This is a genomic window from Clostridium guangxiense (assembly GCF_021043395.1).
Lineage (GTDB): Bacteria > Bacillota > Clostridia > Clostridiales > Clostridiaceae > Clostridium_S > Clostridium_S guangxiense.
This window is the reverse complement of the sequence record NZ_JAJNKE010000013.1, coordinates 68,149-90,724: the sequence shown is the minus strand read 5'-3', so window position 1 is coordinate 90,724 and position 22,576 is coordinate 68,149. Positions and strand designations below refer to the sequence as shown.

Annotated in this window: 17 protein-coding genes and 1 pseudogene; 2 read left to right on the top strand and 16 right to left on the bottom strand. The window is 32.0% G+C overall.

Annotated elements, in window-relative coordinates:
* Positions 1–159: 159 nt before the first annotated feature.
* The 14 genes and pseudogenes from LQK79_RS09890 to ilvB all read right to left on the bottom strand — a co-directional run bounded on the left by LQK79_RS09890 (position 160) and on the right by ilvB (position 16,501).
* On the bottom strand, positions 160–612 hold the full coding sequence (locus LQK79_RS09890; protein ID WP_231016432.1) for a GNAT family N-acetyltransferase: 453 nt from the start codon (positions 610–612) through the stop codon (positions 160–162).
* A 52-nt stretch (positions 613–664) separates the two neighbouring features.
* A complete protein-coding gene (locus tag LQK79_RS09885; RefSeq protein WP_053243162.1) occupies positions 665–1,195 on the bottom strand; it encodes a GNAT family N-acetyltransferase in 531 nt (176 codons plus the stop codon).
* A 149-nt stretch (positions 1,196–1,344) separates the two neighbouring features.
* Complete coding sequence (locus LQK79_RS09880) at positions 1,345–1,641, bottom strand: hypothetical protein (protein WP_053243161.1); 297 nt, start codon at positions 1,639–1,641, stop codon at positions 1,345–1,347.
* Positions 1,642–1,906: 265 nt separating this feature from the next.
* Positions 1,907–3,736 carry an ABC transporter ATP-binding protein gene (locus tag LQK79_RS09875; RefSeq protein ID WP_231016430.1) on the bottom strand — a complete coding sequence of 610 codons (1,830 nt, stop codon included), beginning with the start codon at positions 3,734–3,736 and terminating at the stop codon, positions 1,907–1,909.
* Between the two features lie 23 nt (positions 3,737–3,759).
* Positions 3,760–5,553: an ABC transporter ATP-binding protein gene (locus tag LQK79_RS09870; protein WP_053243160.1), complete on the bottom strand. Its 1,794-nt coding sequence runs from the start codon at positions 5,551–5,553 to the stop codon at positions 3,760–3,762.
* Positions 5,554–6,448: 895 nt separating this feature from the next.
* The gene (locus LQK79_RS09865) at positions 6,449–7,444 is read right to left on the bottom strand and encodes a LacI family DNA-binding transcriptional regulator (RefSeq protein ID WP_053241658.1); all 996 of its coding nucleotides are present in this window, start codon (positions 7,442–7,444) and stop codon (positions 6,449–6,451) included.
* 76 nt (positions 7,445–7,520) lie between these two features.
* A complete protein-coding gene (gene rbsB / locus LQK79_RS09860) occupies positions 7,521–8,420 on the bottom strand; it encodes a ribose ABC transporter substrate-binding protein RbsB (protein ID WP_231016429.1) in 900 nt (299 codons plus the stop codon).
* Between the two features lie 36 nt (positions 8,421–8,456).
* Positions 8,457–9,385: pseudogene (locus LQK79_RS09855) on the bottom strand (ABC transporter permease).
* A gap of 14 nt (positions 9,386–9,399) precedes the next feature.
* Entirely contained in the window at positions 9,400–10,905 is a 1,506-nt protein-coding gene (locus tag LQK79_RS09850; RefSeq protein WP_053241656.1) for a sugar ABC transporter ATP-binding protein, read from the bottom strand.
* A 12-nt stretch (positions 10,906–10,917) separates the two neighbouring features.
* Entirely contained in the window at positions 10,918–11,313 is a 396-nt protein-coding gene (gene rbsD / locus LQK79_RS09845; RefSeq protein WP_053241655.1) for a D-ribose pyranase, read from the bottom strand.
* 111 nt (positions 11,314–11,424) lie between these two features.
* Positions 11,425–12,354, bottom strand: a complete 930-nt coding sequence (gene rbsK / locus LQK79_RS09840; protein WP_231016428.1) for a ribokinase — start codon at positions 12,352–12,354, stop codon at positions 11,425–11,427.
* A 618-nt stretch (positions 12,355–12,972) separates the two neighbouring features.
* The gene (locus LQK79_RS09835; protein ID WP_231016426.1) at positions 12,973–14,148 is read right to left on the bottom strand and encodes a phosphopentomutase; all 1,176 of its coding nucleotides are present in this window, start codon (positions 14,146–14,148) and stop codon (positions 12,973–12,975) included.
* Between the two features lie 405 nt (positions 14,149–14,553).
* Complete coding sequence (gene ilvN, locus LQK79_RS09830) at positions 14,554–14,844, bottom strand: acetolactate synthase small subunit (RefSeq protein ID WP_053241652.1); 291 nt, start codon at positions 14,842–14,844, stop codon at positions 14,554–14,556.
* Entirely contained in the window at positions 14,837–16,501 is a 1,665-nt protein-coding gene (ilvB, locus tag LQK79_RS09825; protein WP_231016424.1) for a biosynthetic-type acetolactate synthase large subunit, read from the bottom strand. Before ilvB ends, ilvN begins: the two co-directional genes overlap by 8 nt.
* Positions 16,502–17,578: 1,077 nt before the next feature.
* Here ilvB and LQK79_RS09820 point away from each other — a divergent pair.
* On the top strand, positions 17,579–17,833 hold the full coding sequence (locus LQK79_RS09820; protein ID WP_053241651.1) for an AbrB/MazE/SpoVT family DNA-binding domain-containing protein: 255 nt from the start codon (positions 17,579–17,581) through the stop codon (positions 17,831–17,833).
* A gap of 174 nt (positions 17,834–18,007) precedes the next feature.
* On the opposite strand, the gene codA is transcribed toward LQK79_RS09820, so the two are convergent.
* Both codA and LQK79_RS09810 read right to left on the bottom strand, forming a co-directional pair.
* A complete protein-coding gene (gene codA, locus LQK79_RS09815; RefSeq protein WP_231016422.1) occupies positions 18,008–19,276 on the bottom strand; it encodes a cytosine deaminase in 1,269 nt (422 codons plus the stop codon).
* A complete protein-coding gene (locus LQK79_RS09810; RefSeq protein WP_053241649.1) occupies positions 19,277–20,671 on the bottom strand; it encodes a cytosine permease in 1,395 nt (464 codons plus the stop codon). It abuts the gene before it with no gap.
* Between the two features lie 453 nt (positions 20,672–21,124).
* Here LQK79_RS09810 and LQK79_RS09805 point away from each other — a divergent pair, with 453 nt between their 5' ends.
* Positions 21,125–22,576, top strand: coding sequence for an aminotransferase-like domain-containing protein (locus tag LQK79_RS09805; protein WP_231016420.1), 1,452 nt, complete (start codon positions 21,125–21,127; stop codon positions 22,574–22,576).

Here is a 22,576-nt window from a genome sequence, read left to right as displayed (position 1 = left end):
GACTTCTTGGCAATTACCTTGACTGGACTTTCACCAGTTAGTATAGTCCAGCTTAGCTGGACGCACGAGCATTTTTTCAGCGAGTTATTAAAATATCTTAGTATTTTATGATTCTTGAACCTTAGATTTATAGGATTTTTTTAACGCGACGAGGCATTGTTACTTCACTAAATTCTTAACCATTATTAAACACGGATTTTCTTTACCCCATATTTCTTTTATCTCTTCTAATGGATAAAATCCAACTTTTCTATAAAACTTTCTTGTCTCTTTATAATTTTCATCAGGATGTGACTCTCCTAAAGTTTTCACCATAAGAAACTTAACTTTATTTTTAATCAACTGTTTTTCTGCCACCTTTAACAAACTCTTTCCAATTCCATTACCGTGATATTCCTTGAGTATTCCGATAATATAAATTTCTGAAGTATACACGTTATTTATTTTTATGCTTATGAAGCCAACAAGTCTATCCGAATTATATGCAGCATAAAAATCAGTATTTTTTACTCCACTTACATATTCAATTATTGATTCTTCAATGCCAAACCATTCTGGAAGCCGTCTTAATATATATTCTGTTATTTTCGATTTTTCATAATTATCCGACACCTTGCATATTTTAATCTCCGTATTTATCACTCACTATCGCCTTTAATTACAACTAATCTATTTCTAAACCCATAGCATATGAATCATAAAACTTACCATCAATAAGAAAATCCCTTTTTAAAATTCCCTCTTCAAAAAATCCATGTTTTTTATATAATTTTATTGCTCTTTCATTATCCGTTCTCACTCTCAAATTAATTTTTCTTATGCCATTTTGCTCTGCCCATTTAATTAGATAGTTAAGAAGTTTTTCACCTATTTTCTTTCCCCAATATTCTTTTAAAACACTTATTCCAAATTCCCCCACATGCTGAATTCTTCTCCTTGATCCACCCGAAAAGTTCAAGCTTCCAACTATCTTTCCATTGACCTCAGCTACAATAAACAGTGCATTTTCTTTATTTAAATTATTTAAAATAAATTGTTCCTCTTCTTTAATACTACTTCCAGGTCCTTCTACACCAAAGGTTAAAAAATCAGACTCACCTCCAATTATATTTAAGTATTCTGTTAATTCTTTAGCATCCAATTCCGAAGCTTTTCTAATTATAATTTCTTCATCATTTCTAAATATATCTCTCATCATAAATCTCCTTATTTCTAATCTAATTTTTATAAAGCTAATAAATCTTAGATGCTGATTATTGAAACTTCTTAGGATTTTAATAATCAGCATTTTAGATTTATAGTTTTCGTTTAACATCTCAAGATATTGTTACTTGGCAATTTTTATTAGCTACATCTAAAATGCTGCTGTCCTAACGCTTCATTTTTTATTTGACTGTGAAATTTAGTTCTTTGAAGTGCACTTACATATTCCTCATAAGTTTTAAAATTATCAGCTCTTACAAAAGGATTTACTATAAATTTATTAAATTTTACTCTTAAGTTTTTACGCTTAAATATACTTTTCCTTTTTTGAACACTATATTCTCTACTTAATTCTATACTTTTTAAAACTTTATCTAATTTGTCAAGTTCTCTTTCATTATCTATTTTAATAACTATTCCATCATATTTTATTGTCATAATATAAAACCTCACTTTACTTTGCATCATCCGGATTTACATAGCTGTTTTTCCATTTTAAGATTTTTCGTGTCATCTCAACGAAAAGTCATCCTTAAAAATCCGGCTGAATGAATTATTTATTTTTCCGCTTATGAATCATCGATTCTGTCTTTTTATTTTGAAACTTTCCTCCATCAATCTTGGTTAACGCTCGTAATTTTATACTCATTTTTTAATCAATCCTTTCTTCAGTGTACAATAATATACATAATCATTAATTAATTTACACTACCTTTGAGCTCTCTTCTTCTTTCTCTTGTAAAAGCTGATTAGTGTACAGTCTGTAATAATATCCTTTGTTTCTAAGAAGCTCGCCATGTGTTCCGCTTTCCTCAATTTTACCTTTTCTTAAAACTATAATCTTATCTGCTGAAACTATGGTTGAAAGTCTATGAGCAACCACAAAGCTTGTTCTGTCTGAAAGAACCTTTTCTATAGCATTTTGAATTACTCTTTCGGTTTCAGTATCAATTGAAGATGTAGCTTCATCCAGAACAAATATTGCTGGATTTCCTACGATAGCTCTTGCAAAGGAAATTAACTGTTTTTGTCCTGTTGAAAGATTCCCTCCATTTTCACCAACATCCGTATCATAGCCGTTTTCAGTTTCCATTATAAACTGATGTGCATCTACAAGCTTTGCTGCTCTTATTATTTCTTCATCCGTTGCATCAAGCTTTCCATATCTTATATTGTCCTTAATAGTTCCACTAAAAAGATGTGGACTTTGAAGGACATAACCTAAATTAGACTGAAGCCACAAAAGTGAACGCTGCCTGTAGTCTTTTCCATCTATTAATATCTCACCACTTGTAGGCTCATAAAATCTACATAGTAAGTTTACAATAGTACTCTTACCAGAACCAGTTTCTCCAACTAATGCTATGGTCTGCCCCTTTTTAATGTTTAAGTTGAAGTTTTGAAATACTTTTTCTCCATTTTTATAAGAAAAGTAAAGATTCTTAAACTCAATATCTCCATTAATCTGCTCCCAATTTTCCTTTTTAGGAGTAAATAAATCTCCATACTTTTCAATTACCTCTTTCTTATCCCATATGTCTGGCTCTGTTTCAACAAGTGATATTATTCTTTCTGCTGATGCCTGGGCCTGTTGAATTTCTGCTATAGTTCCTGCCAGCTGACTTACAGGATCGAAAAATTGTATTGTATATGATATAAACATTACAAAAACACCATAAGAAAGGCCGCCTACCATAACTCTATTTCCACCAAACCATATTGCAAACCCGGTTCCTATACTTCCAAGTGATATTACAATAGGTAAAAACAAGGATGAAAATATAGCCGCTCGTATTGATGAATATCTCATTTTGTCTGCGTCATACTTAAATTCATTTAAATTTTCTTCTTCACGAACCAGAGTTTTAGTAGTCTTAGCTCCTGCTACTTCCTCACTAAAATCTGTTGTAAGCTGAGAATTTAGCTTTCTAACATGTCTATAGGATTTTAATATCTTCTTTTGAAAGAATATTCCTATTATAAACAGCGGTGGAACTACACTCATACTTATAAGTGTTAACTTAACATTATAGAAAAGCATTATTGCTATGAAAAAAATCATAGTTGCAATAGACCAAACCATATCTATCATTCCCCAGGATATCAGCTCACTTAGTCTTGCCACATCTGATGTCATTCTTGCCATGAGCCAGCCTGATGAGGAAGTATCATAATAGGAAAAAGATAGTTCCTGAAGCCTTTTAAAGCCTAATTTTCTTATATGATAAGCCAAGTAATTTTCTATTTTTCCTGCTTGCTTTATAAATATCTTTACGTTTATAGCCTGAAAAATTACAATTGCAAAATATACTACTGCAAAACCAAAAAGTTTATCCGTTGTATTTTTCACTACAAGATTATCTATAGCATAACTGGTCAAAAGCGGCATTGCAGAATCAACTCCTGCAACTATCGCCATAAGAAAAACCAGTAATAATAATCCTTTTTTAAAATCAACTAAATATTTAAATAATCTTTTCCATATACCAAGGTTTAATTTTTGAGTAACTTTTTCTTCTTCTATTCTTGCCACTGGTATCACCCCCTAATTTGAAATCAAGCAAATTTCTCCTCATTTTCTTCTTCTTTTGAATTTTGTATTTGCCATATTCTCTTATACACTCCATCTTTTCTTATAAGCTCTTCGTGTTTTCCTATGGCTTCTATTTCTCCGTGGTTTAAAACCACTATTTTATCTGCATCCATAACCGTTGAAATTCTATGAGATATTATAAAAGTTGTAACCCCTTTACTTCTTTTTTCAAGTTCACCTCTTATAATTTTATCCGTTTCCGCATCAACAGCGCTTAGTGAATCATCAAAGATAAGAATAGGCAAGTTCTTTATCAAAGTTCTTGCAATAGCAACTCTCTGCCTTTGTCCGCCAGAAAGTGTAACACCTTTTTCGCCAACAACTGTGTCATATCCATTTTCAAAGGACTTTATAACATCGTGCACTGCGGCCATTGATGTAGCCCTCACAATTTCATTATCGCTGGCATCAAGCTTCGCCATCTTTATATTGTCTTTAATTGTTCTTGAATAAAGAAATGGTTCTTGAAGCACAATTCCTACTTTGCTTCTTATCCATTTTCTAGATATATCCTTAAGTTCTACTCCATCCACTTTTATTGAACCGCTTCTATAATCATAAAGCCTAAGCAAAAGATGAATTAGTGAAGACTTTCCTGATCCTGTTGGACCTACAATTGCAACTGTTTCACCCTTGTTTACCTTAAAGCTTATATTGTTTAAAACAGGTGAATTCTCTTCATACTCAAAGCTAACATTTTCAAAAGAAAGCTCTCCCTTAATTTCTGGTTTTAAGCCTTCTCCAACTTCCTTTTCTTCCTTCTCTTCAAGTATCTGACTTACTCTTTTAAGTGAAACTGTCATTTTTCCCATATCAGAAAGAATTCTTCCAAGCTGTCTTACGGGCCATATAAGTCTTGATACATAGGTGTTAAAAGCAACAAGCATTCCAAGAGTTATTTGTCCATGCACAGTGAAATAAATACCAGCTACAAGAACAATTCCTATTTGACCAGTACACAAAACATCAGAAGATGCCCAAAAGGTTGATAGCAGTTTAGATAAGTTATAGCTTAAATCTCTGTACTTTTTATTTTCTTTTTCAAACTTTTCAATTTCATACTGCTCTCTTCCAAAAGCCTTTACAACTCTAACACCTGTTAGGTTTTGTTCAAGCATTGAAGTAAGAACTCCTTCTTGCTCATCAGCAATTTGAAAGGTATGACTAACCTTACGAAAAAATATGAAGGAAAATACAAATACAATAGGTACCGTTATTACTGATATAAATGTCATCTTTATATTCATTGAGAGCATCATGACAATTGCAAATAAAACCATAAAAATTGATCTTCCTATTTCCACCATTTGATTTGCAAAGAATCTTCTTATGGTTTCAACATCAGAAGTACACCTTTGTATTAAGTCACCTGATTCAACGCCAACATGATATTTATAAGGCAAGTTCTGTATATGATTATACAATCTTACCCTAATACTTCTCGCCATATTTTCAGAAGCTTCAGCAGAAAGTTTTCCTTTTAAAAATAGGAAAATCCCTCTAAGGCTAGTTAAACAAATTAAGCATATACCACATATCCATAAATTTTTGGATAAGACGCTTTTTCCTCCAAGCCACTCTACAAAATTCACCACAACAGCAGTTTCATTTATTGGCTTATTTCCTATAATTGAATCAATTGTAATTTTAATAACTAAAGGTTCCAGCATGGATATAAAGGTTGCTACCCCTATTGCAAGTATTGCTAAAACATATAAAAGTCTATTTCCTTTTGTTAAATCTAAAAGCTTTTTCATTCAGATATTCCCCCTCACATTCAAAATTTTCAGCATTGCTACGCATAATGTGTAGAATCAAAGCTCCTGATTTTTCTAAAAATTTGTTTTTTACTCATTTTTAACACTCCTTCTTTTCTATATATAAAAAGGCCGCAGAATCTTAATCCCACGGCTTTTAAGCATAATAATACATTTAAAGAAAAGTTTTCCTTAAAACACGCATAAAAAAACCACAGGCATACAACCTATGGTTTAACTTTCACATAATGAACATTAATGTGTAAATTAAATTAATTCACCAAGGTCGTATATTTTTACATAATTATCCACTAGAGTTGTTAAAATTGTCCCTGCCACATTAGCTGTGCCAACTACTGCAATCATTCTAAACTTATCCATTATTAACGACCTCCTTCTAATTAATTTTAACTTACAACTTCAATTATACACCTATAATTATAATGTTTCAATAAAAATGTTAAATTTTATTTTGTTATTCTAAAATTTACAGAATGTGTTTTAAATAAGTGCTGATTTTACACTTATTTAAAACACAGCCTAAAATATATAGATAGACAACTTAAAACTTGAAAATTTCAAATTCTAAATTTATCCTGACGAACTGGAAGTTGATTCAGAGCACAGAGTACAAAGTACAGAGTACAGTGAAGGTGGATTTACCTTTCGTTTCTCTCAAGTAAATCTTAGAACTTAATAGTGTCAGCTACGCTGAGCACTATATTTTAAGCGCTTTGCGTGCATTAAGTTTAAGATTTTTTGTAGCGACAGCGGAGAAAAATCATCCTTCACTGTACTCTGTCCTCTGTACTTTATACTCTGAGTTAAATTCCAGTTTAACAGGATGAATTTGGCATTAGTCATTTTAACCTTTCAAGTTATCTATCTATACACATCATGCTGTTCCTCTTATTATTAATTTAGATTTAAAGCTTATTTTTTTCTCCTTCACTTCCCCGTTAATTATCTGTATAAGCAATCTAAAAGCTTCCTTACCCATATCATATATTGGCTGTCTTATAGTAGTAAGTTCAGGCTCTACATATTCACAAAAGGATATGTCATCATAGCCTACAACTGATATATCTTTTGGAACCTTAAGCTTTTTCCTCTTTAAGACTTTTATCCCTCCAAGTGCCATTACATCACTACAATATATAATAGCATCTATTTTATCATTTAATTCAAGCAATTTTTCTGTTGAATTTACTCCACCTTCTACAGAATAGTTACCTTCACATACCAAATTTTCATTATACATTTTCAGGTTTTCCGTTATTTCTCTATAAGCTTGAAGTCTTAATTTAGATGTCTCAAGTGACATTGAACCCGTTATAAGTGCTATATTTTTTCTGTTCTTTTTATGCAAGTACTCTACTGCTTCATATATACCTTCTCTGTTTGAGCAAAATACACCACTATAACCTTTAGATGGCTCTACATATCTATCTACTAACACAACTGGTATACCATTATCTCTAAGAATCTCAAGGCTTTTTTGACTATTTCCACCTGAAATAAAAATACTTCCCGATACCAACTTACTCACCAAAAGCTTAGAGTACTTTTCTTCCTTAAAAGAGTTGCTATCAGAATTGCATAGCATAACATTGTAATTCATTTTTCCAGCTGTATCCTCAATGGCTCTAGCAATTTCCGAGAAAAATGGATTTACTATATCCGGAAGAATCAATCCTATAGTATCTGTTTTATTTGTAATTAGGCTTCTAGCAATACTATTTGGAATATAATTTAATTCCTTTGAAATTCTTAGTATATTCTCTCTAGTTCCACTGCTAACATTAATAGGTTTATCATTTAGAACTAATGATACTGTCGCCTTTGATACACCAGCCTTTTGTGCTATATCCGATATGGTTATCTTTTTCATTCAATATCACATCCTGCTTAGAATATTTGCTATTAATATTTTACCAATCTAAAATAAATTAATCTACTACTTTATTTTACTTCTGAAATAGCTCAATGTTTACAGGGACAAAAGCTTTTATATTCTTGCCTTTTATTACCTTAATAGCACTATCCACTGCTGTTTCTCCTTCAACTACTGGCTGCTGCGCAATAGTTGCAGTCATATCATCAGATTTTACTGCTTGTTTTCCATCAAGGGTTCCATCAAAACCTATCACTATTGCATGCTTATTAGCTGTTTTTAAAGCTTTGACAGCTCCTAATGCCATTTCATCATTTTGTGCAAACACAGCATCAAAATCCGGTTTTGCCTGTATTATATTTTCCATAACCGATAAACCTTGCTGTCTATCAAAATTTGCTGTTTGACTTGAAACCACATTAACCTTTGGATTACCATCAACAACACTATGGAAGCCTTTCCCTCTATCTCTTGATGCAGATGCTCCTGGTGTTCCTTGAAGTTCTACCACCTTTATAATTTTTTTATTCTTTAATTTATTTAATATAAACTTAGCTGCCTCTTGTCCACCCTTAACATTATCTGAAGCTATAAAGCTAACTACTTTACCACCATTAGCTTGCCTGTCAACTGTCAAAATTGGGACTTTGTTTTTGTTGACTACTTTAATTGAATTTGATACAGCATCACTATCCGTTGGATTTATAATTATTGCAGAAACTCCTGATTCCACTAAATCTTCAACATTAGACCTTTCTTTTCCTGGATCATTTTGGGAATTAAGAACAATTAAATCATAGCCCATTTTCTTTGCTTCTTTTTCCGCACCATCCTTCATTGAAACAAAGAACGGATTATCTAAAGTTGATATAACCATACCTATCTTATTTTTATTATTTTCAGTGCCACAACCTGATAATATTCCAACAATCATGGTTAAAATGACCGTAATCGCTAATAACTTTTTTTTCATACTCGCACCTCCAAATTTGTATAATAGCTATAACTTTTACTTTGATTTCTTATCAGCAAGAACTGCAAGAAGTATTACAGCACCCTTAACTATTTGTTGATAGAATGGAGATACATTTATTAGATTTAAACCGTTATTTAGAACTCCTATTATAAGAGCACCTATTATAGTTCCTATTATGCTTCCTTCGCCGCCTACTAAGCTTGTCCCTCCTATTACAACAGAAGCTATTGCATCAAGTTCAAAACCAGTTCCAGCATTAGGTGAAGCTGAACCTATCCTACTTGTTGCTATAATCCCACTTAGCCCAGCAGCAGCACCACAAACAACGTATGCAGCGTTTTAATTTTATTTGTGTTTATTCCAGAAAGTCTTGCTGAATCCTCATTTCCACCTAAAGCATATATATATCTTCCAAATCTAGTTTTAGTTAAAAAATAATACGCGATGATTAAAACTATTATAGTTATTATGACTGGAAGTGGTATTATCCCTATCATTTTATTTCCTATAGAATTATAAGAATCTGGAAGAGAAGATATTGGGTTCCCATTTGTATAAACATAAGTTACACCTCTAAAAATAGTCATTACTGCAAGAGTGGCTACAAAAGCTTGTATCTTTCCTTTGGATATTACGAATCCATTAATAAATCCAACTAAAATACCAATTATTATTGGAAGCACTATAGCTAAAAATATACTTCCTGTTGATTTTATAGTTACAGCAGAAACTGCACCACATATTGCAAGTATTGAGCCAACAGAAAGATCAATTCCCCCTGTCAATATAACAAAAGTCATACCTATAGCTATGATAGCGTTTACAGCAACTTGATTCAATACATTAGTTATATTACTTAAAGTTAGAAACCTTGGAGTTATTATTGATATTAAAATGCAAAGTACAACTAAAGCTAATATAGATTTATTTTTTAATAATTTACTTTTCAAACTTGTATTCATAATTTTTCACTCCTTTAATCATTAAGACCTACAGCTAATTTCATAATTGATTCTTGATTTGCTGCTTCCCTTTTTAACTCTCCAGCCAAATGTCCTTCATGCATAACTATTATTCTATCGCTTATTCCAAGAATTTCAGAAAGATCCGATGAAATCATTATTACTGCCTTGCCCATTGACTTTAATTCATTTAGTAATTCATATATTTCTTTCTTTGCTCCTACGTCTATTCCCCTTGTTGGCTCATCTATTATAAACACTTTAGGTGATAATAAAAGCCACTTTGCAATAATAACCTTCTGCTGATTACCTCCACTTAAATTTTTAATTATTTGCTTTGCATTTGGAGTTTTTATAGAAAGTTTCTTTATATAATCCTCTATATCTTTCTTCTCCGCTGATGTATTAATGCTCTTAAAAGAATTTTCATAACCTTTAACATTTGCAAGCGTCATGTTTTCTGCAACGGATAAACCAAGTACTAATCCTTCCTTTTTCCTATCTTCCGGCAAATAACATATTCCACTTTGTATAGCATCCTTAATGCAATTTATCTTTACCTCACTGTCATCTACAAATATACTCCCATTTGACTTTTTATACTCACCAAATATAGTCTTAGCAAGTTCAGTCCTGCCGGAACCCATAAGTCCTGAGACTCCTAATATCTCTCCTGCTCTAACCTTAAAGGATACATTTTCTATTTTTCCTTTGCAGCTTAAATCTTTAACCTCCAACATCGTATTTCCTTTATCTATCTTTTTATATGGAAATTGATCTTCTATTTTTCTTCCAACCATCATAGTTATAAGTTTATCGTTATCAACATCTTCTACCCGGCACTGCCCAACAAACTTTCCATCTCTTAGCACTGTAATTCTGTCACATATCTCGAATATTTCTTCCATTCTGTGTGAAATATATATAACAGCAAAATTTCTCGATTTTAAATTCTTTATAACTTCAAACAGCTTTTTTGTTTCTACATCAGTTAACGCCGTAGTTGGCTCATCCATTATTATTACACTAGTATTTTTAGTAAGTGCCTTTGCAATTTCTACCATCTGCATTTCCCCTACACTTATCTCGCTAACCAAAACATTAGGATCTATTTTACAACCAACCTGATCTAAAAACATTTTTGCTCTTCCATCTTCTAATTTCTTATTAATAGAGCCCGTTACTTTGTTAACCTTTTCATTCCCGAGAAATATATTTTCTGCAACCGTCAAATTAGAAAGTACACTTAATTCTTGGTGAATGATTGTTATTCCTAATTTTTCCGATTCCTTTATGCCATTTATGTTTACTTCCTTTCCGGATATTTCTATCTTTCCTTTGTCTTTTGTATAAACGCCGCTTAATATTTTCATCAAAGTAGACTTGCCAGCACCATTCTCACCAAGAAGAGCCATAACCTCTCCAACATAAACCGTTAAATTTACATCTTCTAAAGCTTTTACTCCTGGAAACGACTTTGATATACCAGTCATTTTTAATAGTGGCTTTTTTTCCTCCATTTTAATCACTCCTTAAAAAAACACTCCAGATTTTAATATTATATTAGAGAATGGAGTTTGCTCTCCTGTTCTAATAACTGCTCTGCAAGCTTTAAGTCTGCTTTTAAGTTCTTCATGAGATATAAAATTAATTTTTACATCTCCAACAGCTTCTAAAATTTTATCATAAACTTCTTTGCTTTCTTCCACTGTTTCCTTAGCTATAAAAACTTCTTCAATTTGAAGTTCTATTAAAACAGCTTTAAGCGTTTCAATAAATCCTGGTACATTCTTTATAAGAGCTAAATCTATTCTTCTCGTTTCTTCTGGAATAGGAAGACCACAATCTCCTATTGCAATGGTATCTGTATGTCCCATTTTAGATATAACTTCCGATATATTACTATTTAGTATTCCGATCTTTTTCATGACCAATCTTCCTCTCTAAAGATAAACCACCTTGAAACTTAAAATTTATTTGTAACAAAATGCCGTCTTCTGGGCATTTTGGTGCACATGAATTTCAATAGTTGAAGCGGTTTATATATATTTATAAATCTCATTTACTTCCTTCAAATATGGAATAGATGGCTGTGCTCCTTTTTTCTGAACTGCTATAGAAGATACCTTGCTTCCAAACTTAACAGCTTCCTTTAGGTTTTCAAAAGAAATTTTTTCTGAATCTATTTTTGATACTACCGCACCCAAAAAGCTATCCCCTGCAGCTGTAGTATCAATAGCTTTAACCTTATATGCTGGTATAAGTTCTGCATTTTCTTTTGTAACAATTATCGCTCCATTTTCACCAAGAGTTGTTATAACAGCTTTAACTCCTTTATCTAAAAAGAACTTTGAAGCTTCTTTAGCACTACTAACATCTTTAACCTCTATCCCTGTAAGCTTATATGCTTCTGTTTCATTAGGTACTATAATATCTGTATTTTCTATAAGCTCATCACTTAAAGTTTTAGCTGGTGATGGATTAAGTACTGTCATTTTGTTATATTTTTTAGCCATCTTAAAAGCTTCAGCAGCTGCATCCATTGGTGTTTCTAATTGAGTCACTAAAATGTCGCTGTCTCTAATTGCCTCCTGTGCTTCTAATATCTCAGATTTTGATATATTCATATTTGATCCTGGTACAACAATTATTGAATTATTACCATCTTTATTTACAGTTATGATTGCCATTCCTGTTGATTCATTATAATCTTTTAAAACATATTTTGTACTTATATTGTCAGCTTCGAGCCCCTTTAATAAAGCATTTCCGTTTTCATCTTTTCCTACCTTTGCTATCATATAAACTTCTGCGCCACTTCTTTTAGCTGCTATTGCTTGATTTGCACCTTTTCCACCTGGAATCTTTTTTACATTATTGCATAGTATTGTTTCTCCAACCCTTGGCATAGAATCCACTGCCACTACCATGTCCATATTCATACTTCCAAAAAAACAAAGCTTATTCATTTTCTCACCTCTATCAATATTTCTAATTTGGTAAAGCGGTTTACTAACTTTGTAATTTAATAATAGTTTATTTGCTTTATTTTTGCAATACCAAGTGTAAACATTTAACTTCAATAATAAACCGTTTTACCAATGTAATGTATTATTTAAATTGAAATGCTCTTTCAAACTCAATATTTTAGTTTTCCTTATAAATGCACATTAAATTACATCTGAATAAAGAAAGAATGTCAAAAAATAGTAGCCCCCACTCGCAATTGGATGCTACTATTTTTTAATCTGATAATCTTTTGATAGAGAATTCCATTTTATACTGTTTCATTCCATTGATTCTGTAATTTATTTTCTTCCATCCACATCACTGCATCTAATAATATCTCCTCAATCACTAAGGTATCATGTTCTTCTGCCTGTTTTATCATAGATTATCCTCCCTAAATTACTATTTGTCTATTACTCAATTTTGTTCCTTATTTTATTAGAACATATTTATAAATATACTATTACTTATGATACGGTATTTCAGCTTATAAAAACGTCCTTAGACAAGTCATATCAACGTCTAAGACTAAAAGTCTTACTTACTTATGGTACAGTTCTCCGTAAATAATCCCAAACCTAGTCACTAATTTCACTTAAAAAGCTTTCCCCATTATCAACTTTTTCCGTACCTAAAATTTCTGCCACCGTCTGTCCTATGTCCGAGAAAGTTTTCCTTGTGCCCAAATTTACATTCTTCTTAATCTCTTTTCCATAAGCTATAAACGGTACATACTCTCTTGTGTGATCTGTTCCATGCGCCGTAGGGTCGCAGCCATGATCAGCAGTAATAAATAAAACATCATCATCGTTCATATTACTCATTATTTCTAGAAGCCTTGCATCAAAGTCCTCAAGTCCCTTTCCATAAGCTTTAACATCTCTTCTGTGTCCCCACTTCATATCAAAATCAACAAGATTAGTGTATATCAAGCCCTTTTTATCGGTTTTCATGTATTCTATAGTCTTATCTACTCCATCCATGTTATCCTTTGTATGAACTGCTTCTGTAATACCCTTTCCTTCAAATATGTCTTCTATTTTGCCAACTGCCATTACACTTTTTCCAGACTTTTTTATTTTATCAAGTACTGTATCATAAGGAGGTTCAAGTGAAAAATCCCTTCTGTTTGGTGTTCTAGTAAATCCGCCCTTCTTTTCTCCAACAAAAGGTCTTGCTATAACCCTTGCTACAGCATGTTTTCCTGTTAATATTTTTCTTGCTTTTCTGCATATATCATAGAGCTCTTCTGGTGGAACAACAGCTTCATTAGCAGCTATCTGAAAAACACTGTCTCCAGAGGTATATACTATAAGCTTCCCTGTTTTTATGTGTTCCTCTCCAAGTTCATCCAAAATAACTGTTCCAGAAGCTGGCTTGTTGCCTATGATTTTTCTACCTACTGCCTTTTCAAAATCATCAACTATCTCAGCTGGAAATCCATTTGGATAGGTTGGAAAGGGAGTTTTTGAAATTATTCCGGTCATTTCCCAGTGACCAGTAGTAGTATCTTTTCCTACTGAAGCCTCTGCAAATCTTCCATAAGCGCCAAGAGGTTCGCTGCATTTTTCTATACCTTCCATGGTATCTATATCTCCAAGCCCAAGCTTAACTAAATTAGGTATGTTTATTCCTCCAAGGCTTTTAGAAATGTGCCCAAGGGTATTTGAGCCCGCATCTCCGTACTTATCAGCATCATACATTTCTCCCATTCCCACACTATCAAGTACAATCCATATAACCCTGTTTATCATAATATCGAGGTTGCTGCAATAAAAATTGTTATATCATAACTTAATCAATGCACAATTCACAGTTCACAATGCACAATGAAGGATGATTTATCTTCCTCTCGTCAGATAAATCTAAAATTATATAAAAACACAATGTGATGTTCGGCTAGCTAAACGAACGCTATAAAGTATTATTTCAAAATGGCATCAGCAATAAGTTTTAGATTTTCTGTAGCAAAGCGGAAGAAAATCATCCTTCATTATGAACTGTGCATTGTGAATTAATTTAATTGACATTCTCTATAAATTTGTTATTAAACAATTATTAGTACAGCCTCCTCTTTCCACCTCTTTTCTAAAATTACGTGTATAAATCAAATTATTACATTCTAAAGATTTCATGTAATTCCCATATACCCCATTATATCATTTTTTCATCAGCTTCTGAATATCATCAAAAACATGTGCGTTGTAATCACCATGAACAGTCACCTTACATATATCATAAAGCTTTTCGAGCTGCTTTACTATTTGTTCTAGTTTATCATCATTCTTTACGAGCAAGTACATGCAGCTTTCTTCTCCAGTACCTATTCTTGAACAAAGAATTCCTTCAAGGTTAAAGGCACGTCTTGCAAAAAGACCTGTTATATGTGACATTACTCCTGGATGATTTACTACTACAAGTTCTATTATTACATTTTCAACACTATTCATGCATATTACCTCCCAACATTGTGCTATTACTTCCTCCTGGTGGCACCATAGGCAATACATTTTCAAAAGGATATATAGGAGCATTTATAAGACATGGTCCTTGTTTTGCAAATGCTTCACTTAAAACCTTATCATCATTTAAATTATAGCCTTTAACACCAAAACCGTTTGCTATTGCTGCAAAATCATGCCCCATAGGAAAATCACTTGCAATATAGTTTTTATCATAAAAAAGCTCCTGCTGCTGTCTTACAAGCCCTAAGTGGGAATTATTCATAACAACTATAGTTACATTGAGGTTAAGTTCTGCAAGTGTCGCTAATTCTTGAATATTCATTAAAAATGATCCATCACCACTTATGCATACAACTTTTTTATTTGGATTAGCAAGTGCTGCTCCAATAGCTGCTGGAAGACCAAAGCCCATAGTTCCAAGTCCACCCGAGGTAATGAAGGTTCTTGGCTTTCTAAATTTATAATACTGTGCTACCCACATTTGATGCTGCCCTACGTCCGTTGTTATTATAGTATCTTCATCAAGTAAATTATTTATAGCCTCCACTAAATTTATGGGATGAGACAAACTTTTATCCTCATGAGGTTTATAAACAGGATACTTCTTTTTAAGCCCATTTATGCGACTAATCCAGTTTAATCTTTCATCTTCCTTTACTCTAGGTATTAGTTCTCTTAGAACCTCATTTATATCTCCTGCAATGGAATAGTCGCTTTTTCTAAGCTTATCTATTTCTGCTGGATCAATATCAACATGAATAAAGGCTGCATTAGGACAAAACTTATCTATGTTACCAGTAGCCCTATCATCTAATCTTATTCCAAACCCTAAAATAAGATCTGCCTCTTCCATTATTAAATTTGTATATGCAGCTCCATGCATGCCAAACATACCCAAGTATAAAGGATTCTCTGCATCCAAGATTCCAAGTCCCATTAAGGTTGCTGCAACTGGTATATTATTTTTATAGGCAACTTCCTTTACTAAATCCTCAGAATTAGAATTTATTATCCCCCCGCCTATGCACATTACAGGTTTTTTAGCATCGTTAATCATTTTCGCTATCTTTTCAATTTCCAAGACCTTCAAACAGCTTTTCTTTGAATAATTATTCAAATCTTCTGAAATTTCCAATTCTATTTCTTCCATTTGCACATCCTTAGGTATATCTACTACTACAGGACCAGGTCTTCCTTCCTTAGCTATTTTAAAGGCTTCTGGTATAACCTTCTTTAATTCCTTCGCTGACCTTACAAGAAAATTATGCTTTGTTATTGGAAGCGTAAGTCCATAGGTATCAACCTCTTGAAAAGCATCTGTTCCTATATCCTTATACGGAACTTGACCAGTTATTGCAACGATAGGTATTGAGTCAAGTTTAGCATCTGCAATAGCCGTAATAAGATTTGTAACTCCCGGTCCTGAGGTTGCAAAGCAAACTGCTGCCTCTCCTGTTGTTCTTGCAATACCATGGCATATAAAACCAGCCCCTTGTTCATGTCTTGCTAAAATGTGTTTTATCCTACTCTTATGAAGCTCATTATATATTGGCAAATTAGATCCGCCTGGAATTCCCGCAACAAGTTTTATTCCCTCTTTTTCAAGAAGTTTTATTGTAATTTCAGCCCCACTGCATTTCATGAATAACACCCCTTTTATAAATTATATTAATAACTACCTTTAAGCTTTTTACTAGTTAAAAATTATTTTTCTCCAATTAACCCTTTTTCGGAGTAGAGAGTAAAGAGTATAGAATAGAGTGAATGTTAATTTTCTGCTGAAGCCGAAAGAAAGATAAATCAACCATCACTCTACTCTCTGCTCTAACATTTATAAAATTACCTGCAATACTTCATACCTGTTCTCTAAGCATTCCCTACACTTTTCCCCATATAACAAAAAAGCTCCATCCTTAAAAATAAAGGACGAAGTCTTAAATTCGCGGTACCACCTAAATTCGTACATTAAGTACGCTCTCAATATAATACAGGCAAATGCCGATATTATTTTCCTTTTAACGGTGGAACTCCGTTGAAGTCTACTTACCAATATGGCGTTCGGTTCAAAGCTCAAAGACTACCTTCTATGTATCCTTCATAGGAAATTCACACCTATATAAATTTTCAAGGAAATCTGCTATTTATTCTCATAAAATTCGTAGAAGCATCGAGACTTTATGAGAATAAATAGCGATTTGCTAATAAAAATTATATACATTCCTTCTCTTTATTTCAGAAATACATATACTCCTTCTTATCAAAGCTTTTAAATATTGAAATTATATTAGCAAATCAAACTTAAATCGTCAAGCAGTATAATAAATATTTTTTCTTTTATAGATTTAATTATATAAAATTTATTAAATGTGCAGAATGTCTTTTATTTTTTTTGCTATGTTAATATAATGTTAATATTATATTTTAAAATTTATAAGTTTTTAAGATTGCTACTTATAATTTGTGTAATTTTACACAAATTGCAGCGAACTATTTAATCACTAGAATGCTGCATTTAAATGGATAGCAAATTATAAATGAGTAATCCTTAGAGCTCATTTATGACATAAATTCTATTAACAATCTTTTAAAACATAACTTAAAATTCACCAAAGCTTTTTTCAGTATTACATAATTGTTCCATATAATGCATTTATATACCTTGATTTTTTTTATTTTTACTATAAAATTTAAAATATAATGAATTTTAGAGGTGAAAAAGATGAACTCAATAGGAATCGTAAGGAAAGTTGACGAATTAGGAAGAATTGTAATTCCAAAAGAAACTAGATCTCAGTTGACTATAAGTGAAGGTGACTCATTAGAAATATTTATTGACGAAGAAGAAAACCATATCGTTTTAAGAAAATACGCACCAGGCTGCACATTTTGCAACTCATTAAGTGATATTACCTACTTTAAAGGGGTACGTATTTGTAAAGAGTGTTTGGACAAGCTAAAATCACTAGAAAAATAATATAAAAAGTTTATACATTTAAAAATGGTTGCAGCATTAAAAATAAAAATTACAATAAACTGTATACAAATTTCTTAATGCGCAGCCATCTTATCTAATCATTTATTCTTCAATTACACAGGACAATCTTTTAAATTTCTATATTTTTCTTTGCATTTACATAAATGAAGTTATTTATTTTATAATATCAAAGGAAACTCTCTCTTTTCCATTAACATATATATCTGTAGCTTTAGGTTCAGTTTTTGCTAAAACTTTACCTCTTCTTATAGAATATAAAATTTCTGCTTGTTTTCTTATAACATCGTACTCATCCTCCGCATTTAATATTATAAGATTTGCAGGCTTACCTACTTCTATTCCGTAACTATCCTCGATATGAAGAGTTTTTGCACTATTTTTAGTTATTAAATCTATAGAATTTACTATTTGATCATATCCCATAAGCTGGCACACATGTATTCCCATTTGAAGAACTTGAAGCATATTGCCTGTACCCATTGGATACCATGGATCGCATATATCATCATGTCCAAAGCATACATTAATATCAGCCTCAAGCATTTCCTTGACCCTTGTAATTCCACGTCTTTTAGGATACGTATCAAATCTTCCTTGAAGGTGCGTATTTACAATAGGATTTGAAACAAAATTCATATTAGACATTTTTAATAATCTAAACAATTTATATGCATAAGCATTGTTATATGAATGCATAGCTGTTGTATGACTTGCAGTAACTTTTTCTCCTATACCATACTTATGAGCCTCTGCTGCAACCACTTCAACAAATCTTGACTGCTCGTCATCAATTTCATCACAATGAATATCTACGAGCTTATCATATTTTACTGAAAGTTCTATAGCTTTCTTTACAGAATCAACCCCATATTCCCTTGTAAATTCAAAATGTGGTATTGCCCCTACTACGTCTGCTCCAAGTTTAATCGCTTCTTCCAAAAGTTCGTATCCATTTGGAAAAGAATTAATACCTTCCTGTGGAAATGCAACTATTTGTATATCAACAAAATCCTTCATTGCCTCTTTTACTTTTATTAAAGCTTTCAATGCCGTAAGCTCTGGATCTGTAACATCTACATGAGTTCTTACATACTGTATACCATTTGCAATTTGCCATTTTAAGGCTGTTGTTGCTCTTTTTATAACATCCTCTTCTGTAAGCATTTCCTTTCTAAGCGCCCAAGTCTCTATTCCTTCAAATAAAGTTCCACTTATATTCCACTTTGGCTCTCCTGCTGTAAGTGTTGTATCAAGATGAACATGAGGTTCAACAAATGGTGGAAGTGCAAGTTTTCCATTTCCAGCTATTACTTCTTTATCTTCTATTTTTATGTTTTCTGCAATATCTTTTATTATTCCATTTTCAATTAAAATATCGTAATTTCCCTTCTTATTTCTAAGCTTAACACCCTTAATTAACATTTACCTAGCTTCCTTTCTGTAAAACAAACTACTGCATATATAATATAAAACTCCTGAGAATACGATTATAGGATAAATTGCCCCAATACTCTTTGTAAATATAGATAAGTTTTTGATTGATAAATATACTACAACAGAAGCAACCCAGACTCCAATAGTTATAAGGTTAAATCCACCTTTAAACCAATACTTTCCACTTTCATTATCAAAGTCTTTTACGATGTATTTTTTTCTTTTAACCAAATAGTAATCCACTATCATAATTCCAAAAATGGGTCCAAACACCATACCTATATAATCAAGAAACATTTCAAAAGAATCTAAAAAACTTGATACATATATTGGAACTATCGTAAGAAGAGCTGCTAATATAGTAACTGTAAAAAGTGCTGTCTGCGATTTAATCTTTTTGTTTAAATTTGTAAGTGAAATTCCAGCACCCATAAGGTTTATCGCATTAGCTGTAGTACTTGTAAGGATTATAACCAAAAGAGCTATAGCACCTAGCCCAAGCTTGCTTACAATAGTACTTGGATCAGAATTATTGGGATCATACACTCCTGTTGTAACTGCAGTTCCTATTGCTCCAATTATTCCAACAAAGGCAAACCAAAACAAACCAACATTTGCTCCTATTATTGGCGCTACAGTAGAAGCTTTTTTAGATTTACTGTACCTTGTAAAATCTGCTATAGCAGGCACCCAACCCAAGCTAAAAGCAGCCATTGCATCAAAAGCAGCTCCTATATTCATAGCTTTGTTAGCTGGAGGCCTCCAACTTATTATCTTAGCTATTGGCACTTGTTTTAAAACAACAACAGTTTCCCAAACTCCTAAAATAAGTATAAATACAACCCCTATTTTTTCAACCATCTTTACAGATTTATGTCCTGTTGCAATTGAAATCAAATGAAGCAAACTCATAATTATAATTCCTATAAACATTGTTGTATTGCTTCCTTTTGAACCATAAGCAGGAAGGCCGAATATATCCTTTAATATGTAACTTATAGATATGGCCGCTATAAATGTATTAACTGCAGTCCACCCAACAAATTGTGTAATATTTAATATTGACGGAAGAAAGCTTCCTCTTACCCCAAAGGATGGTCTTGTAAGTGCCATTGTTGAAGTTCCAACTTTGTAGCCTATAAATCCTATTAGTGCCATTATTATATACGCAATTGGATTTGAAATTAAAGTAACTAATACTGCACCACCAAAAGCTGCTCCAGCTACCACCCCACCTACATACCAAGTCCCATTATTAGCGTTAGCACCAATCCAAGTGGTAAGCATGTCCAAAAAGCTTATGGTTCTATCACTTTCTGGTACTGTTTCAAGTGCAGAATATTCCTTGTGTATTTGTCCTTCTTTTGTTTGACTATTTTCCATTTATATCCTCCTCATTAGCAAATTAATATTTGATTACTAACCTTTATATATATTACTATATTTTACTCAAAAATAACATATATTTTATTAAATTATCAAAGAATCATGTTTCAAATTATTTTTATAACAAATTTATAAATATATTTACACTTTAGACTCCTAAATAAACCAATATTACCTCAAAATATATGCAAGGTGGCTCTTTTTTTATTTATAAATTTATGTCACAATATATATAGTGAAACTAGCTCAAATACAAACTATATATGCACTATAATCCTTTGAAGGTTGGTATTTTGGTACATAAATAGTTTAAGTTTCGCAATGGTTCCACTATAGATATACCGCTTCAACTATTGAAATTTATGTGCACCATAATGCCCAGAAAACGGCATTTTGTTACAAATAAATTTCAAGTTTTCAGATGGTTTATCTTTATATAGAGGTGTAAATATGATTTTTGATTTAAAATTAAATAATAAAAGCTCTAAAAGATTGCAAATTGAAAATTATATAAAGAAATTAATTAACGAAGGACTGCTTCAAAGGGGCGAAAAGTTACCTTCAACAAGAGAAATGGGTTTAATGCTAAAAGTAAGCAGGAATACCATAATAAAAGTATATGAAGCTCTTTGTGATGAAGGTTTTATATGCACAACAAAAGGTAAAGGTACCTTTGTTTCAAGTAAAAAAACTCGCTCCAATGATGGCCAATATTTTACCTGGAATACGATAATTAATGATTATGCAAAAAAAGCAGAAAATTTAGATATAATAAAGCATGAAATGAGAAGCAAAAAAGGCATGATTTCCTTTGACAGTATTTCACCAGATAAAAACTTATTTGATTTGGAAGAGTTTAAAAGAGATTTTTTAAACATACTTTCACTTGAAGGTAATAACATATTAAATTACGGATATGCAAAAGGATATAAACCTCTAATTGAACACCTAGAAAAATATATGAGTAATAAGGGAATCGATTTCAAAAACAAAGATATGCTTATAACCAATGGATTTACAGAGGGGTTTGATATCGTTCTATCATCCATTACAAAACCTCATGATAAAATAATTTGTGAAAACCCTACTCATAATACAGCAATAAAACTTATGAAACTTCATAATTTAAATATCACTGGTATAGATATGGAGGATGATGGAATAAACATTTCAATGCTTGAGGAAGAGTTAAAAAAAGGTGCTTTGCCTAAAGCGGCGTATTTAATACCTTCATATCACAATCCAACAGGTATTGTGATGTCTCCTGAAAAACGCCTATCTATACTTAAATTATTAAATGATTATAGGATTCCAATAATTGAAGACGGTTTTAATGAAGAACTAAGATATTCAAATTCAACCATAACTCCAATAGCTGCATTAAGTGGAAGCGGAAATAGCGTTATATATATAGGAAGTTTCTCAAAAATACTTTTTCCTGGAATGCGAATTGGGTGGATAGCAGCAGATAAAGAGCTTATATCATATCTTGAGAGTGTAAAGAGAAGTAGAAATATCCATACTTCTTTTTTAGACCAAGCAATATTATATGAATATCTCAAGGTTGGCAATTTTGATAAATACGTTAAAAGAGCAAAAAAATATTACAAGGAAAAATATGAGCTTGCAATAAAGTATGCTAATTTATATATACCTTATACAAAACTATCCGGTGAGGGAGGACTTCACATTTTTGTAGAAGTTAAAGGCATAAATTCAAGAGATATACTTAAAGAATGCTATAAAAAAGGAGTAATTTTCACTCCCGGTGATATATTTTTTACTAATAATGAAGGCAAAAACACTTTTAGACTTGGTTTTTCGAGGGTAGATAGAAGCGAAATAAAAGCTGGTTTTAAAATAATAGGTGACACTATAAAAGAATTTTTAAGGAGGATTTAA